The following is a 16,719-nucleotide window of genomic DNA, read 5'->3' on the forward strand; positions in this document are numbered from 1 at the left end:
TGAGACAGAAAATGAGGTTGATGAACAGACACGCACTGATCGAGAAGAACGCTACACTTCTTCTCCTCGGGTCGCTGCTGGTCGTGACAATCGGCGGCATCGTCGAGATCGCGCCTCTCTTCTATCTCGATAACACGATCGAGAAGGTGGAAGGCATGCGGCCTTACTCGCCGCTCGAACTGGTCGGGCGCAACATCTACGTCCGCGAGGGCTGCTACCTCTGCCACAGCCAGATGATCAGGCCGTTCCGTGACGAGGTCGAGCGCTACGGCCACTACAGCCTGGCGGCCGAGTCGATGTACGACCACCCGTTCCAGTGGGGATCGAAGCGCACCGGACCGGATCTCGCCCGCGTTGGCGACCGCTATTCCAACCTGTGGCACGTGGATCACCTGACAGATCCACGGTCCGTGGTGCCGGAATCGATCATGCCGAGCTATGCCTTCCTGAAGGACAAGCCGATCGCGGTGAAGGACTTCTCGACGCATCTGGTCGCAAACCGGCGTGTCGGTGCCCCTTACACCGATGACATGATCGCGCATGCTAACGCCGATCTGATGACGCAGGCTGATCCCAACGCCGACACGTCCGGCCTCGAGGCCCGCTACCCCAAGGCCAAGATCGGCGACTTCGACGGCAACCCGCAGCAAGTCACCGAAATGGACGCGCTGGTTTCTTATCTCCAGATGCTGGGCACGCTGGTCGATTTCAAGAACTACGATGAGACCGCCGGCTACCGCTGAGGACAATGGCGATGACGTACAATTTCATGCGGGAGTTTGCCGACAGCTGGGGCCTACTTGCCATGGCTCTTTTCTTCATCGGATCCGTTGCCTTTGCACTTCGTCCCGGCAGCCGCAGGCAAGCCGGCGAAGCAGCTCAAATTCCTCTGAAGGAGGACTGATCATGAGCAGCGATCACATTGACGAGGTTTCCGGCATCTCAACCACCGGTCATGAGTGGGACGGCATCCGGGAGCTCAACAACCCGCTTCCGCGCTGGTGGGTCTGCACATTCTACATCACCATAGTCTGGGCGATCGGCTACACGATCGCCTATCCGGCATGGCCTCTACTGCACACGGCAACCAAGGGTGTGCTCGGCTATTCTAGCCGCAACGATGTCGGGAACGAGTTGTTCGCGGCTGAAGCGGCTAAGGGTAAATATGTCGCCGCAATAGAAGCGAAAAGTGTTTCGGAGATCGCGGCGGACGACACGCTGCGCGAATTCGCCGTCGCCGCCGGCGGTGCCGCGTTCAAGCTCAATTGCGTGCAGTGCCATGGTTCCGGCGCCCAGGGCTCCAAGGGCTTCCCCAACCTCAACGACGACGACTGGCTGTGGGGCGGCAAGGCGGACCAGATTCAGCAGACGATCACCCATGGCATTCGCTTCGCCTCCGATCCGAATACGCGCCTGTCGGAAATGCCCGCCTTTGCCGACATCATCACCGCCGACCAGATCAAACAGGTCAGCGCCTACGTCGCCAGTCTGTCGGGGGCCGTCGTCAATCAAGCATTGGTCGCGCCGGGCGCAAAGGTCTTTGCCGAAAACTGCGTGGCCTGTCATGGCGACAATGCAAAAGGAAACAAGGAACTCGGCGCTCCAGATCTGACCGACGCCATCTGGCTCTACGGGTCAGGCGAAGCGGCCATCGCCGCCCAGGTAACCGCACCGAAACACGGCGTGATGCCGGCTTGGGGCGCGCGCCTCGGCGAGATCAAGGTCAAGGAACTGACGGTCTACATCCATTCGCTTGGCGGCGGAGAATAGGAAAGAAGCCTATTCTCGTCCTCCCCCTCCCGCCAAGCGACGAGGCCCGGCGCAAGCCGGGCCTCGGCATCATCCAGTACCGATGAGTCGGCTTCCGGCGAAATCGTCGCTGGTGACTGGAGCTTCTCGTGCTCGATAACACGCAAATAGAACGGATCGAACCCACGACGGTCAACTCCGCCAAAGTGCGCCAGCCAATGTATGCCGCGCGCAGGAAGATCTTCCCGAAGCGGGCCTCGGGCAGCTTTCGCCGATTCAAATGGATCGTGATGGCGATCACGCTGGGCATCTACTATCTGACGCCGTGGCTGCGCTGGGATCGGGGTCCGTTTGCCCCCGACCAGGCCGTGCTGCTCGATGTCGCCAACCGGCGCTTCTACTTCTTCTTCGTCGAGATATGGCCGCAGGAATTCTACTATGTCGCCGGTCTTCTGGTCATGGCCGGCGTCGGTCTTTTCCTGATCACATCGACTGTTGGCCGTGCCTGGTGTGGCTACACATGCCCACAGACCGTATGGGTCGATCTGTTCCTGGTCGTCGAGCGCGCGATCGAGGGCGACCGCAACGCACGCATCAAGCTCGATGCCGGTCCTTGGACCACTCGTAAGCTTGTGCTGCGGGCATCGAAACACGTCATCTGGCTGGTCATAGCCGCAGCGACTGGTGGCGCATGGATCTTCTATTTCGCCGATGCGCCGACGCTGCTCGGCGAACTCTTCACCGGCACGGCAGCGCTTGTCGCCTACATCACCGTCGCGGTTCTGACGGCGACGACCTACACGTTTGGCGGGCTGATGCGCGAACAGGTCTGCACCTATATGTGCCCATGGCCGCGCATCCAGGCAGCCATGCTCGACGAGAGCTCGCTCACCGTCACCTACAATGACTGGCGCGGCGAACCGCGCACGCGTCACGCCAAGAAGGTTCTTGCCGCAGGGCATCCCGTCGGCGATTGCGTCGACTGCAATGCCTGTGTCGCCGTCTGTCCGATGGGGATCGACATACGCGACGGTCAGCAACTCGAATGCATCACCTGCGCGCTCTGCATCGATGCCTGTGACGGCGTCATGGACAAGCTCGGCAAAGCGCGAGGACTGATCTCCTACGCGACGCTCTCCGACTACAACGCCAACATGATGCTGGCCACCGCCGGCGGCGCCAGCTCGGTCGATCCATCACTGGTCAGGACGGATGACGGCCTGTTTTCGGACAGGGTGGCGCATTTCGATGTCCGCAAGATCTTTCGGCCACGAACCTATGTCTACATGGCCATGTGGTCGCTGATCGGGCTGGGCCTGCTCTTTTCGCTGCTGACGCGCGACCGGCTCGAAATCAGTGTCCTGCACGACCGCAACCCGCAACTCGTGACGCTCTCGGACGGCTCGATCCGCAATGGCTATACCGTCAAGCTCTTGAACATGATCCCCGAACCGAGAACGATTATCGTCACCCTCGGGGGTTTGCCAGGCGCGGAGATGAGCATCGTTGGCGTCGATCTCCCCGCCGATCGCTCCTTTGCAGTCCAGGTCGAACCGGACCGGCTGAAGATGTTGAAGGTTTTCGTGCGCCTGCCCGCCGACCAGATTCATGGCCAGGCGCAGACCTTCACATTCCGGGTCGAAGACAAGGTCAGCTTCGAGTCCAACGAATACACCGCCACCTTCAATGCGCCGGAGATCGCCAGATGAACGCCACCACGCGAAAACCCCGCGAGTTCACCGGCAGGCACATGTTGGCCACCATCCTTGCCTTTTTCGGCGTGGTCATCGCGGTCAATCTGACGATGGCGACGCTTGCCAACACAAGCTGGACCGGCCTTGTCGTCGAAAATACCTATGTGGCGAGCCAACAATTCAACAAGAAGGCCGAGGAAGGCCGTGCGCAGGCAGCGCTTGGCTGGACCGGCCAGTTGACCATCGCATGGGGCGAAGTCCGCTATTGCATCATCGACGCCGCGGGCAAACCGGTTTCCCTGCATGGCGTGAAGGTGCTGTTTCGCCATCCGGCTTACGAGAAAGAGGATGAGTCCGTCACGCTCGCCCTGGTCTCTGGCCAGGAGTTTGCAGCACAACACGTGCCAAGGGATGGTGTCTGGATCATCGAAATAGACGCCGATGCCGGCCTGGCAAGACCTTATCGCGACGTGCGCAGGGTCATGATTTCCAATGGAGCGCTAAAATGAGCTGCTGTGCACCGGGCGCGGAAGTCGCGCTGGATCTTGTCAGCGCCACTTCAGTTCTGCCGTCCAGCCAGGAGGTCAGGCTGGCCAGCCGATCGCTTGGCGACGACCTTCATCAGACCGACCTTTCGGTGCCGACCGTTCATTGCGGCGCCTGCATCCAGACGATCGAGACGGCCTTGGGAAAACTCGGTCACGTCGAGGCAGCTCGCGTGAACCTGTCAACCAAGCGGGTCTCAGTCCGCTGGCGCGGCGACGAGGCTCCACCTTTGGTCGCTGTGCTCGGCCGGCTCGGCTATCAGGCGCATTTGTTCGAAGCCGAGATTGATGCAAAGGACAAGATGCTTTCGGAGCTTATCCGCGCCGTCGCTGTTGCCGGCTTTGCTGCGGGCAACATCATGCTGCTCTCGGTGTCGGTCTGGTCCGGCGCCGAGGGCGCCACCCGCGACCTGTTCCACTGGGTCTCGGCTCTGATCGCCATTCCTGCGCTGGCCTTCGCCGGCGGGATCTTCTTCAAGTCGGCGTGGAATGCGCTGCGCCACGGCCACATGAACATGGACGTGCCGATAGCCGTCGGCGTGTCGCTGGCCTACGCCATGAGCCTCTATGAGACGATCACCCATGGCGACCACGCCTATTTCGACGCATCGGTATCCCTGCTGTTCTTTCTCCTGATCGGTCGCACGCTCGATCACGTGATGCGGGAACGCGCCCGCACCGCTGTGAAGAGCCTGTCACAATTGGCCGCACGCGGTGCCATGGTGCTGCGCGGCGATGGCGCTCGGGACTATCTGCCGGTGGGCGAGATCGAACCGGGCATGCTGTTGCTGATCGCCGCCGGCGAAAGGATCCTCGTCGATGGCAAGATCGCGCGCGGGACATCGGACGTCGACTGCTCCCTGGTCTCCGGCGAGAGCACGCCCAGTAGCGTGGCGCCGGAAGACACCGTGCAGGCCGGGGTCCTCAACCTCACCGGTCCGCTGACGATTGAGGCGACAGCGGCCGCCAAGGATTCGTTCCTGGCGGAAATGGTTCGGTTGATGGAGGCCGCCGAAGGTGGTCGCGCCCGATATCGCCGTATCGCCGACCGCGTGTCGGCACTCTACGCGCCCGTGGTTCATCTCACCGCCTTGGCAACCTTCCTGGGCTGGATGGCGGTGACTGGCGACTGGCACCGGGCGATGACGATCGCAATCGCTGTTCTCATCATCACATGCCCGTGCGCGCTTGGCCTCGCCGTTCCAATCGTTCAGGTGGTGGCCGCGCGGCGCCTGTTCGAAAACGGCATCATGGTCAAGGACGGCTCGGCCATGGAGCGCCTGGCAACGATCGATACAGCCGTGTTCGACAAGACCGGCACGCTCACGCTTGGCCAGCCCAGGCTCGTCAACACGTCGTCGATCGATCCCGCCATGCTGGCAATCGCTGCCGACTTGGCCGCGCATTCGCGTCATCCATATTCAAAGGCCATTGCCGGCTTTGCCGTCAGCGGCAGCCAGCACAAATTCGATGCGGTGACCGAGCACCCGGGTTTCGGGATCGAAGCCACAGCCGCCGGTAGCACCTGGCGGCTGGGTAGACGCGGATGGGCTGGCTGGAAGGCTCGAACCGGCGGCGAAGGCAAACATGGCTATGGCGGAACAGTCCTGACTAAAAACGGCATGATTGTCGCATCCTTCGTTTTCGAAGATGCGCTGCGCCTCGACACCAGGGCAGCCATCGATCAGTTGCACAACGCTGGTATGTGCGTGGAGATGCTGTCGGGCGATACCGCGAAAGCCTGCGCCGAAGCTGCGGACGTGTTGGGTGTCGATGACTTCGTTCCTTGCCTGTTGCCGTCCGGCAAGGTTGAACGCATCGAGAGCCTGGCGAGAGACGGGCACAAGGTTTTGATGGTTGGCGACGGGCTCAATGACACGCCGGCGCTGAGCGCTGCGCATGTCTCGATCGCACCCGCCACGGCCGCCGACATTGGCCGCAACGCAGCCGACTTCGTTTTTCTGCGCGAAAGCCTCTTGGCGATCCCGCTGGCGCTGGACGTGTCGCGCAAGGCGGGAAGCCTGATCCGACAGAACATAACAATTGCGATCGTTTACAATGCTGTGGCGGTGCCGATCGCCATTCTGGGCCACGTTACGCCTCTCATCGCGGCGGTCGCGATGTCTGCCTCGTCATTGCTTGTGATTGGAAATGCCATGCGTCTGCAAGGCTTCGCAACGGGTGCGTCGTCCGAAACTGCGCGGCAGGACAGGCCCGCGCGGGCCGGCACCTTGGCCCGATCCTCATGACGACGCTCGCCTATCTCATTCCGGTGGCGCTGTTCCTTGGCGCACTCGGCCTGTCCGGCTTCCTGTGGGCGTTGAGAAGCGGCCAGTACGATGATCTCGATGGCGCGGCGGAGCGCATTCTTATCGACCGCGACGACGGCGCGGAGAATCCTCCTCGTTCCAAGTGACTTAGATCAACGCGCCGCGGGTCGGGATGTCCTATCGTCGTCACGAAAGATCAGGAGGGTGAGGATGCAAGCCGAATCCATAATGACAAAGCCAGTCATCACGACGCATGCGAACGCGACGATAGCCGAAGCGGTCGAGCTCATGCTTTCAAAAAAGGTCAGCTGCCTGCCGGTAGCGAACAGCGACGGCACCCTGGTTGGAATTGTAAGCAAAAGCGACTTCTTGCGCCGAGAGGAACTCGGGACCCAGCGTGTGCGTCCGCGCTGGCTGGAGCTTGATCTTGGCCCGGGCACAACCGCCAATGACTATGCGCGCTCGAATGGACGGATTATCCATCAGGTGATGACCACACCCGTCATCTCGGCGCCTCCTGGCGCCTCGATTGCAAATATTGTCGACTTGATGATGCAACATCGCATCAACAATGTGCCGATTGTCGATCGGGAAAGGGTCGTCGGCATCATCACGCGAACTGATTTGCTGCTTGTCCTGATCCGCGCCATGCCGAAACAGGGAACCACTCCACCCGATGACGACCTGATCCGCAACGCGATACTTGCCGAACTGCAGTCACAAACCTGGAGCGGTGGTGACTTGATCGATGTGAGGGTCAGCGACGGCCTTGTCGAACTGAAGGGGGCGATTGTCGACGAGCGTCAGCGGAAGGCAGCGATTGTTGCGGCTGAGAAGGTTGCCGGCGTCGGGCAAGTCAAGGACGGCCTCCTCCTCAGTACGGATCCGTTCGGTGACGGTTTCATAGCTGCGAAAAAAGCGGGGACGCGGAGCAGAGTCCCTTTGGTTCTGCTCCCTTCCCACATCACTTGGACATGAGGCCGTCGGCGAGTTCCTTCGGCGTATAGCGCCCGTCATGGTTGGCGAGCACGCTGTCGGCAGCGAAGACGCCCGTCCTGAGGGAATGCGATGGCCGCCGCCTGTTTTGGTGGGGCTTGGACCGGGGCTTCCTGTGGATCTTGATGAGCGGCCAATACGAAGATCTCGACGGCTCCGCCCAGCGGATCCTTATCGATCGGGAAGAGCCGCGAGGCTGAACCGGTTGGCGGCGCCAAGGACTGTGGGGATGCTGGTCGTCATCGACCGAATCTTTAGCTGGCGATCGCCCGCGTTATGACGATATCGCCGCGCGAGCGAAGAACGGATCAGCCGCAATACGTTGCCGAACTTTTGGCCAGGAGGGGCACGCGATTGGGAAGCCGACCATTCAGAATGACTAGACATGCAACGTTTTCGCGGCAATCGACCACTCGACCGTGAACCCGCCGTTGCCGGGTTTGTCGAGCCTGGTTGATCCAGATCAGCGTTATCTCTTCATCGGCGTGGTTTCATTGACCAGGCTTCCAACGGAGAACGCATGTCTATCGAGGGAGATGAGCGGCAACCGTGGGTGATTGCGATGCTTCAAGAGCGCTTCGTATCGCAGATAGCCGCTATGGCGGCACGCTGATGGCCGGCTCTGTCGAGACATTCGACATCATTGTCGTCGGAGCTGGGCCGGTCGGACTTGCCTTCGCAGCATCGCTCGCCCGGAGCCGACTCAAGGTGGCAGTGGTTGAACGGCAGTCGCTCGACAGCCTGGCGAATCCGGCTTTCGACGGTCGCGAGATCGCGCTGACCCACGCATCAGTGAGAATCCTTCGCGAGCTCGGCGCCTGGGATGCCATCCCCGCATCGGACAAATCACCGCTTCATGGCGCGCGCGTGCTCAACGGATCGAGCCCTTTCGCCCTGTGCTTCGATACTCCCAGCGGATCTGGGGAACCACTCGGATTTCTGGTCCCAAATTGTCGGATCCGCGATGCCCTGTTCAAAGTTGTCTGCTTCCAGGATCATGCCCGGCTGCTGTGCGGCAACTCGGTCGTCAATGCAACAACCAGCGACGACGAGGCGGTCATAGCGCTTTCTGATGGCAGGCAATTGGCCGCTCGGCTGCTCGTCGCAGCGGATTCGCGTTTGTCCGCGATGCGCGACCTGCTCGGCATTGGCGCCAACATCCATCCGCTTGGCCACTCCATGCTGATTTGCCGAGTGAGGCACGAGCGCTTCCATCACCAGATCGCGGTCGAATGGTTCGACCACCATCAGACCATAGCGATGTTGCCGCTCATGGAAGGGGTGTCGTCGCTGCTTCTGACTTTGCGCTCAATCGAGGCCGATAGACTGTCTGTTCTCGATGACGAATTGTTCCTCATGGAATTGATGAACCGGTGTCGAGGACGCCTCGGGCAGATGACCCTGGCAAGCACCCGCCATGCCTATCCGCTGGTCACGACCTGGGCGCACAAGTTCTCGGCACCGAGTGCGGCACTGATAGGAGACGCTGCCATCGGCATGCACCCGGTGACCGCGCATGGCTTCAACATCGGCCTCAGCGGCCAGAAGCAACTCGCTCATAAAATACTGACAGCATGTCGCGCCCGCCGCGACATTGCCGATCCCGACATGCTCGGCAGATACGAAAGCCGGCTGCGGCTGTCGGCGGCGCCGCTCTATCATGCCACCAACATGCTTGTCGGTCTTTACTCAAGCGAGCACCCGGCGGCACGGCTTGCAAGACATGCTGGGCTCCGCTTTGCCCAACATCTTCCCTTTGTCCGCCATGGCATTTCGGCCATGCTCAGGCGGTGAATCGCACAGAGCGCTACCGCTCTGGAGCGCTGTCTCGGCGCGGCCTCTTTGTCTTGCTGGCCCGCGGCGTCGCGGGCCAGGTTGCTTCCTGGTGACGTTGCCGATCATGGCATGATTCGGATCAAGGCACGCGCGCGGGCGAAGCCTTGATGATTCGGCAATGCTAAGCCAAAGGTGTGACCCGAAGCATGGTGAGCGCACTGGTTACCCTCGCTGGTAGTTAACTCGTCCTTCAGTGGGCTTGCATAGGTTTGGTCCTCGCGAACAATGACGGAAGCAAGCTGATCCATTCATGGCACCCCTAAAGAAAGAAGAATCGCTGGAGGCCAAAATCCGTCAGGATCAGCTTGCTGACCTGAGGGCCGGGCTGTTCGTGTCGATGCCGATAAGCGCGATCCTGTCAGGCCTGATTTGCGGGGTGCAGGCCCTTTCTGGCGGCGGCTTTGCCGCTGCAAGCTGGTTCCTGGTCGTCAATGCGCTAAATGCCGTCCGGCTTGCCCTCGCCCGTTTTCAGCTAAAGGAAACGGGGCGCCACCAGGATTTGCTTGGCGTTTTGCCGCGCCTTCGCATGTTTGGCGTCCTTGCCCTTCTGGCAGGGTTTGCCTGGTCCTTCCCGGCCGTGCTGACTGTTGGATACACAACACCACAAGCACCGATGCATCTGGTCATACTGGCGGGCATTTCAGCTGGTGCGGTTACATATGGCAGTTCGTATGCCGCGGCGGCGACCAGCTTCATCACACCTCCACTCCTCATCACGGTGGCGTGCCTTTTGGCGAAAGGCAATTTTGAACGCTACATTCTGGCTTTCACCGTTCTGCTCTTCATGGGCGGCTTGGTCCGAGCTTCGTTTGTTGGGCAGGCGCGCTTCCGCGAAGCAAGCCGACTGAGACATGAGGCAGAGCGACTTGCGTCGGAAATGGAGCGCAACTCCAGGGAGGACCATCTGACCGCCCTTCTCAACAGGCGGGGCCTTGAACACGCAATCGGTCGGTTCAAGACCGCGGATGGCCCCTTCGTGGCAATGCTGATTGATCTGGACGGCTTCAAATCTGTCAACGACACCTACGGTCACAGGACCGGTGATGAACTGCTTGTCATGATCGCCCGCCGCATAGAGCAGGAAGCACCGGAAGGCTCAACGCTCGCTCGTATCGGCGGCGATGAATTCGTGCTGGTTTTTCCCTCAACGAGAGCTTCGCTTTCTGCCAGTGATCTCGCCTCCAATATCATAGCCAAAATTGCTCGCCCCTATATCGAGGTCGCGTCCGTGCGCGTCGGGGCATCGATAGGGATATACTTGGCGCAGACGCCGAGCCTGACTGAAATGCTGTTGCGGGCGGATATCGCCCTTTATACGGCCAAGCGCCATGGCAGGAACGAATTTTGCCTGTTCGATGCCGAACTCGACAGGGAACTGCAACGTCGCCAGTCCATCGAACGGGATCTTCATTCGGCGATAAAGACGGGAAGATTGCAACCTTGGTTCCAGCCGATCGTGAAACTCGAAACCGAGACCGTGGTCGGTTTTGAAGCCTTGCTGAGATGGTCCCATCCGACGCATGGTGCCATCTCCCCACCCGAAATCATCACAGCCGCACGCGAAACCGGAATGCTTCAGCTGCTGACGCAAACGGTATTTGCCGACTGCTGTGCTTTTATCGACGGCTTGGTGAAAGCTGACTGTCGTAACATTCGTGTGGCGATGAATGTTTCCCCGCGCGAACTGGAAGCCGGCGATATCGACGACATGGTTCTGGATGGTCTGGCAGCAAGAGGCCTGCCTGCAACGATGTTCGAAATCGAGATTACCGAAGAATCGCCGGTGGATCCGGACAGAGTGGATGAAAAGCTCGGACGGCTTTCGCATGCCGGTATTTCCATCGCGCTCGATGACTTCGGCACCGGCTTTTCTACCTTGGCATCTCTCAAGGATCGCCGGATACGCAAGGTGAAAATAGACCAGGGCTTCATTCGCGGCTTGGCCAAGTCCAGAGAGGACCGACTGCTTGTCAAATCGGTCATCGAACTCGGTGACATGCTCGAAATCGAGGTCATGGCCGAGGGCGTCGAAACAGAGGCGGATCGGCAAACCCTGCACAAGCTTGGCTGCCGAACCGCTCAAGGCTTCCTCTTCTCAAAGGCTGTGCCTTTGATGCAAGCACTGGAAATGGCAGTCAAACAGCACGCGAACCAGTTGTGACCGCTCCCGCCGCGCCGGCTGTCGCGGCCGTGCGCTGCCGAATTTGACTACAGAGACTTGCCTGCTCGAACCGTGGCAGTGGGCGCTGTGCATCAGCCGGCGAACAGTTCCTTGTAGCCGGTCGTCATCATCCAGTTCGCACGGTCGATATGGCTGCGAAGAGCTTTGCGGGCGCGGACCGGGTCAATGGACGGGTCGATGCCGAGGATGCGCTCGGCCATCTCCTTTTCGCTGGCATTGTCGGCGCAGGCATCCAGGATCCGCAGGTAGATCGTGAAATGCTCCCTGTCGTAGCTCGTGAGGTTCTCCGACCAGGGGACTTCATCGCTCAAAGTTGAGCTTCGAGTCTCATCTGTTCCCATTGGTCCATTCATGCCTGCGAACCTCGCCTGTTGAGCGCGCGCAGCATATCCCAAAATGGGATAATCCGAAACCGGGATTAGTCGCTGATCCGGTCTTTACCCGACCGGTTCGCCTCCATGCCCAAATCCCTTCGATCGCCCCGCTACCAGCGGTTTCTGGCCCAGCTGGTTTCGCTGCGCAAAGCCAAAGGCCTGACCCAGGCGCAGCTGGCTGACAAGCTTGGTCGTCCCCAATCCTTCGTGGCCAAGTACGAGGGCGCAGAGCGGCGTCTCGACGTCATCGAGTTTCTCGACATAACTGCGGCCCTTGACGCTGATCCGTGCGAGATTCTGTCCAGCCTCCGGTCCTAGCGGGCGCCCGCGCGCCTGACGACGCGCACCAGGTGCTCGTGAACCGAGCCCGCTTTTCTTCGGCAAACTCAGGCGGTCTCGGCCATTCGGCTTCGCCCCTTGGCGTGGGCAGCCCTTCGGGCTGAGACGGCCGCCGCCCTTGCGGGCGGCGCGGTTTGTCGGTTGGCCTTTCCCGGTGGGCGCGGGGTGGGCGGCACTCCCTTCTAGGCCCGCCGCGGCAGCCCGCAACCCTTCGCGTGCCGCTCAGGGTCCTCCTCTTCGTTCCGGTCCTTCGGATGCGGTCCGCCTACCACGGCGGGCCTTTCCGGTCGCGACTCGCCGCCCACCCCGCTTCCGGGGAAAGCGCGGCGATTGGTGAGCGGAGGATAACACATGCGTGCAAACAGCAAGCGTACCACCAGCACAGAGGCTGGCGCAGGCAAGGGCAGGCGCCCGGGCGCCAGCCTCTATCAGGAGATCACCGACCGCATCATTGCCGAGCTGGAGCGCGGTACCGTGCCATGGGTCAAGCCATGGGGCAGCGCAAAAGCAGGCCTTGGCCTGCCGAGGAATGCGTCCACGGGGCGCACCTATTCCGGCATCAATATCCTCATCCTGTGGGGCGCCGTCATCGAGCGCAGCTATCCCAGCCAGAACTGGCTGACCTTCCGGCAGGCGCTTGCCCTTGGCGGCAACGTCAGGAAGGGCGAGCGCGGCACGACCATCGTGCATGCCGACCGCTTTGTCCCCAAGGACGAGAAGGAGCGCGCTCGCCACGAGGGCGATGAACCACTGGCGGTGCCTTTTTTGAAGCGCTTCACGGTCTTCAATGTCGCGCAGTGCGATAATCTTCCGGAAGAGCTCTATGCCGCCGCCGAGCCGCTGCCTCAGTGCGAGATCGTGCCGCAGGCCGAGACGCTCATTCGCGCCAGCGGTGCGGATTTCAGGGTCGGCGGCGATCGCGCTTTCTACATGCCGGGCAGCGACCACATTCAGGTACCGCCGCAGCCGGCGTTCCATCAGCAGATCGACTATTACCGAACCTGCTTTCACGAGCTTGGCCACTGGACCGGCCACCCGACGCGGCTTGCTCGCGACCTCTCCGGCTCGTTCGGCTCCAAGTCCTACGCGCGTGAAGAATTGGTCGCCGAAATCGCTGCCGCCTTCGTCTGCGGCAATCTCGGTATCGAGCCGATCGTGCGTCACGCCGATTACATCGGCTCATGGCTGAAGGTGCTGCGCGAGGACAACCGCGCCATCTTCCGTGCCGCCAGCCTCGCCTCGAAGGCCGCCGATTTCCTGCTTGGCCTTCAGGCCGATGCCGAAGGCGAGGCGCAAGAAGGGATTGCGGCATGACGATGCGCGATCCTCAACTGGCCGCGACCGAGCCGACGCCGCAAAGGAGCAGATGCTCATTCCTGGCGTCCAGCCCATCACCAGGCGGGCAAACCCTCCTGATGGACGCGCCGATGTGTCCGCGCGCGGCGCAAAGCTGCTCGAAGTCGGCCTCTTAATGGTGAGGCGGATCAGAGGAAGGTCCAGGGAGCCCTTCTCCCGCCGGACGCAAGAAATCAACGCGACCCGTTCTGACAAGGAGTCTTTCCATGATCCTGATCACCAATCCACTGCGCGCACGACTGCTCGCCCATGGCGCCGCCGGCGCTGACATCGACCATTTTCCCGTTGTGAAACTGTTTAATCCGACAGGTGCCGCGACCTGGCTTCTGAGCGAACTCGACGCCGATGGCGACACTCTGTTCGGTCTTTGCGATCTCGGCTTCGGCTTCCCCGAACTTGGCAGCGTCAGTCTGGCCGAGCTTGCATCCGTAAAAGGTCCGCTTGGCCTCGGCATAGAGCGCGACCTGCATTTCCAAGCGCGCTTTCCGCTCTCCGTCTATGCCGAAGCCGCCCGCATTTGCGGCCACGTCAGCGAGGCCGAGCGACTGCTGCGGCAAGCAGCAGACGCCCTATCAAAGCCCCATTCCGAGCTTCCGCCCGACACGGCGGAACAGCAGCGCCGATAGGCGCAAAAACCGTCCCGCCGCGCCGGCCTTCGGCCTCTGCGGCGGGGACAACCTTAACCAAAGCAAAAGGAGAGTAACCATGCAGCTTGCCCACATTCCCTTGGATCAGCTCAACATTTCCGCGCTCAACATGCGCCATGGAAAACGCGCGCCCGACATATCCGACATCCTGCCCTCCGTGCGTGCGCGCGGCGTGCTGGTGCCACTCCTTGTGCGGCCGAACGGCCAGCCGGAAACCTTCGAGATCGTCGCCGGCAGGCGGCGCTATTTCGCCGCGAAATCGCTTGCCGACGAGCGCGGCGAAGGCGATCCCTTGCCCTGCGCCATCATGGAGGACGGTGACGACGCCGATGCGCTGGAAGCTTCGCTGATCGAAAACCTCGCCCGCCTCGATCCTGACGAAGTATCGCAATGGGAGACGTTTTCGCGGCTTGTCAGGCAAGGCCGCACCGTTCCCGACATCGCTGTGACCTTCGGCATCACTGATCTCAAGGTCAAACGCATTCTGGCGCTTGGCGACCTCTTGCCCAAAATCCGCGAAGCCTATCGGCGCGAGGAGATCGATACCGAGACGGTGCGCCATCTCACCATGGCTTCCAAGGCGCAGCAGAAGGACTGGCTGGCACTCTGTGCCGATCCCGATCAATACGCGCCGCGTGGCTATCAATTGAAGCAATGGCTGTTCGGCGGCCAGTCGATTTCCACCAAGGTGGCGCTGTTTGCCATCGAGGAGTATCCCGGCCTGATCACCTCGGACCTGTTCGGCGAGGACAGCTATTTCGCCGATGCCGACCTGTTCTGGCAAAAGCAGAACGAAGCGATTGCCACGAAACGCGACACCTATCTCAACGAGGGCTGGAGCGAGGTTGTGCTGCTGGAACCGGGCCAGTATTTCCACGCATGGGACCACGAGAAGACCCCGAAGAAGAAGGGCGGCAAGATAGTCATCACTGTCTCGCATCGCGGCGAGGTCGAGCGTCACGAGGGCTGGCTGTCACGCAAGGAAGCCCGCCGCGCCCGCGAGGGCGGCGAGCAAGAAGAAACAGCCGCCAAGCTGCCGCGCCCCGAAGTCACCGGCCCGATGCAGAACTATATCGATCTGCATCGCCATGCCGCCGTGCGCGCGGCCATGCTCGACCATCCCGCCGTGGCGCTGCGCCTCGTGGTGGCGCACGCCATCACCGGTTCGGGCCTGTGGCAGGTGCGGCCCGAGCCGCAGCGCGCAGCCAACGAGACGGTGACTGCCAGCCTTGCCGGCTGCAAGGCTGAAGCCGCATTCGGCAAAAAGCGGCGCGAGGTATTGGCCCTGCTCGGATCACCGGATGAGGATAGCTTGGTCGCCGGCGGCAATGGCGACGCCGTTGCTATCGCCGGCGTGTTCGCGCGCCTCTTGGCGCTCTGCGACGACGATGTCATGCGCGTTCTCACCCTTGTCATGGCCGAGACGCTTGCAGCCGGCAGCGCCGTCATCGAGGCGCTCGGCAACCACCTGAACGTCGACATGGGCATATGGTGGCAACCGGACGATGCCTTCTTCGACCTCTTGCGCGACAAGGAAATCGCCAATTCGATGCTGGCCGACGTCGGCGGCAAGCTGGTCGCGGACGGCAATGTCGCCGAGAAGGTCAAGACGCAAAAGAACATCATCCGCGACTTCCTGGCGGGCGAGAATGGCCGCCCCAGGGTCGAGACCTGGCTGCCGCGCTGGATGAAATTCCCGGCCCAAAGCTACACCAGCCGCGGCGGCTTCCGCACCGCCGATCAGTGGACACAGGTGCAGCCGCTGTTCGTGCGCGAATAGTCGATCAGGGCCCGAGCGGCGGTTCTCTCGATTACCGCCGCTCAGGTCGCGCGCGCCGCTATGGGCCACGCCGGCTGCCGATTGGGCGTCTTGTCGAGCCAGTGCCGCGCGCGAGAAATTCCGACGCCAGTTCGCCCCATTTCGGCAGCCCCGCACCGCGCCGGGTTGCTTGCTGAGGCGCCAAAGGCGCATGGGGCCAATTGTCCGATCCGGTTGCCGACAGAGCCCGCGCAGCCGGCGCCCTGCATTGCCGCCGGCTTCTTGTGTCACCCATCGCGCCACCTGTCTCCATTGTGTCTCAGGGACCATTCCCCTGCGGCTGGCTTGTCGACCTATGGGCGGATCCGGCCCGCCCGAAACCCTCGCCGGCAGCTTTTTTCCCCGCCGCCTGCGGCGGCTTCCTCGCGCCGCTTCGCTTCAAAAAAGCTGCCCGCGCGGGTCCTCCGCTATCGCTGCGGCCGTCCCGGTTCCGGCGGTCCGGACGCGCCCATCACGGTCCGCCATCGCAGGGGAATGGTCCCCTGCGAGCACCAAGAGGAGACTGGAAATGACCGCGATCGGATACGTCACCAAACAGGAAAACGGCGGCTACAAGGGCCAGCTCAAGACGCTCAGCGTCCGCGCCGACATCGATATCGTGCCCAATCAGGCAAAGAGCGCCGACACCCATCCCGACTTCCGGGTGCTGACGCAAGGGATCGAAGTGGGTGCGGGCTGGATCCGCACCGGCGAGACCTCCGGCAAGGACTATGTGAGCCTGTCGATTGCCGCCCCCGAGTTTGGCCCCCGCAAGCTCTACGCCAATCTCGGCCGCGCCGCCGGCCAGGATGACGACGACACTTACGCCATCATCTGGAACCCGGTCGACTGACCGGCCGATCTGGAAAGCCCCGCGCCGCCACCGGCGCGGGGCCTCTCTCAGGACCCGTGAGGGGAAGGGGGCGGCGAAAA

Annotated in this window: 17 protein-coding genes; 16 read left to right on the forward strand and 1 reads right to left on the reverse strand. The window is 61.7% G+C overall.

The features are described from left to right. The first annotated feature begins 11 nt into the window (after positions 1–11). The 11 genes from ccoO (at position 12) to NKI31_RS19855 (ending at position 11,251) form a co-directional block, all read left to right on the forward strand. Positions 12–743, forward strand: coding sequence for a cytochrome-c oxidase, cbb3-type subunit II (gene ccoO / locus NKI31_RS19805; protein WP_023808094.1), 732 nt, complete (start codon positions 12–14; stop codon positions 741–743). An 11-nt stretch (positions 744–754) separates the two neighbouring features. After that, a complete protein-coding gene (locus tag NKI31_RS19810) occupies positions 755–904 on the forward strand; it encodes a CcoQ/FixQ family Cbb3-type cytochrome c oxidase assembly chaperone (protein ID WP_023766610.1) in 150 nt (49 codons plus the stop codon). A 2-nt stretch (positions 905–906) separates the two neighbouring features. Then, a complete protein-coding gene (ccoP, locus tag NKI31_RS19815) occupies positions 907–1,770 on the forward strand; it encodes a cytochrome-c oxidase, cbb3-type subunit III (RefSeq protein WP_352652382.1) in 864 nt (287 codons plus the stop codon). Between the two features lie 128 nt (positions 1,771–1,898). After that, entirely contained in the window at positions 1,899–3,458 is a 1,560-nt protein-coding gene (gene ccoG, locus NKI31_RS19820) for a cytochrome c oxidase accessory protein CcoG (protein ID WP_352652383.1), read from the forward strand. Continuing rightward, positions 3,455–3,952 carry a FixH family protein gene (locus NKI31_RS19825; RefSeq protein WP_352652384.1) on the forward strand — a complete coding sequence of 166 codons (498 nt, stop codon included), beginning with the start codon at positions 3,455–3,457 and terminating at the stop codon, positions 3,950–3,952. Before ccoG ends, NKI31_RS19825 begins: the two co-directional genes overlap by 4 nt. Continuing rightward, on the forward strand, positions 3,949–6,237 hold the full coding sequence (locus tag NKI31_RS19830; RefSeq protein ID WP_352652385.1) for a heavy metal translocating P-type ATPase: 2,289 nt from the start codon (positions 3,949–3,951) through the stop codon (positions 6,235–6,237). Before NKI31_RS19825 ends, NKI31_RS19830 begins: the two co-directional genes overlap by 4 nt. Continuing rightward, positions 6,234–6,404 (forward strand): cbb3-type cytochrome oxidase assembly protein CcoS, encoded by a 171-nt coding sequence (ccoS, locus tag NKI31_RS19835; RefSeq protein ID WP_023697810.1) that lies wholly within the window; start codon positions 6,234–6,236, stop codon positions 6,402–6,404. Before NKI31_RS19830 ends, ccoS (NKI31_RS19835) begins: the two co-directional genes overlap by 4 nt. A gap of 64 nt (positions 6,405–6,468) precedes the next feature. Next, positions 6,469–7,236: a CBS domain-containing protein gene (locus NKI31_RS19840; RefSeq protein WP_352652386.1), complete on the forward strand. Its 768-nt coding sequence runs from the start codon at positions 6,469–6,471 to the stop codon at positions 7,234–7,236. A gap of 101 nt (positions 7,237–7,337) precedes the next feature. Continuing rightward, complete coding sequence (ccoS, locus tag NKI31_RS19845) at positions 7,338–7,454, forward strand: cbb3-type cytochrome oxidase assembly protein CcoS (RefSeq protein WP_502896567.1); 117 nt, start codon at positions 7,338–7,340, stop codon at positions 7,452–7,454. A 412-nt stretch (positions 7,455–7,866) separates the two neighbouring features. Then, positions 7,867–9,048: a 5-demethoxyubiquinol-8 5-hydroxylase UbiM gene (gene ubiM, locus NKI31_RS19850; protein WP_352652412.1), complete on the forward strand. Its 1,182-nt coding sequence runs from the start codon at positions 7,867–7,869 to the stop codon at positions 9,046–9,048. 292 nt (positions 9,049–9,340) lie between these two features. Further along, complete coding sequence (locus NKI31_RS19855) at positions 9,341–11,251, forward strand: putative bifunctional diguanylate cyclase/phosphodiesterase (protein ID WP_352652387.1); 1,911 nt, start codon at positions 9,341–9,343, stop codon at positions 11,249–11,251. 92 nt (positions 11,252–11,343) lie between these two features. Here the strand turns inward: NKI31_RS19855 and NKI31_RS19860 are convergent, their stop codons facing one another. Then, on the reverse strand, positions 11,344–11,625 hold the full coding sequence (locus NKI31_RS19860; protein WP_352652388.1) for a DNA -binding domain-containing protein: 282 nt from the start codon (positions 11,623–11,625) through the stop codon (positions 11,344–11,346). Between the two features lie 105 nt (positions 11,626–11,730). Here NKI31_RS19860 and NKI31_RS19865 point away from each other — a divergent pair, with 105 nt between their 5' ends. The 5 genes from NKI31_RS19865 to NKI31_RS19885 all read left to right on the forward strand — a co-directional run bounded on the left by NKI31_RS19865 (position 11,731) and on the right by NKI31_RS19885 (position 16,639). Further along, positions 11,731–11,964: a helix-turn-helix domain-containing protein gene (locus tag NKI31_RS19865; protein ID WP_352652389.1), complete on the forward strand. Its 234-nt coding sequence runs from the start codon at positions 11,731–11,733 to the stop codon at positions 11,962–11,964. Positions 11,965–12,336: 372 nt separating this feature from the next. Then, positions 12,337–13,299, forward strand: a complete 963-nt coding sequence (locus NKI31_RS19870; protein ID WP_352652390.1) for an ArdC family protein — start codon at positions 12,337–12,339, stop codon at positions 13,297–13,299. A gap of 248 nt (positions 13,300–13,547) precedes the next feature. After that, positions 13,548–13,967: a DUF2958 domain-containing protein gene (locus NKI31_RS19875; RefSeq protein ID WP_023694855.1), complete on the forward strand. Its 420-nt coding sequence runs from the start codon at positions 13,548–13,550 to the stop codon at positions 13,965–13,967. 79 nt (positions 13,968–14,046) lie between these two features. Continuing rightward, on the forward strand, positions 14,047–15,768 hold the full coding sequence (locus NKI31_RS19880) for a ParB/RepB/Spo0J family partition protein (protein ID WP_352652391.1): 1,722 nt from the start codon (positions 14,047–14,049) through the stop codon (positions 15,766–15,768). 547 nt (positions 15,769–16,315) lie between these two features. After that, positions 16,316–16,639, forward strand: coding sequence for a DUF736 domain-containing protein (locus NKI31_RS19885; protein ID WP_023747246.1), 324 nt, complete (start codon positions 16,316–16,318; stop codon positions 16,637–16,639). Positions 16,640–16,719: the final 80 nt, after the last annotated feature.

The organism is Mesorhizobium sp. M0659, from assembly GCF_040320605.1.
Lineage (GTDB): Bacteria > Pseudomonadota > Alphaproteobacteria > Rhizobiales > Rhizobiaceae > Mesorhizobium.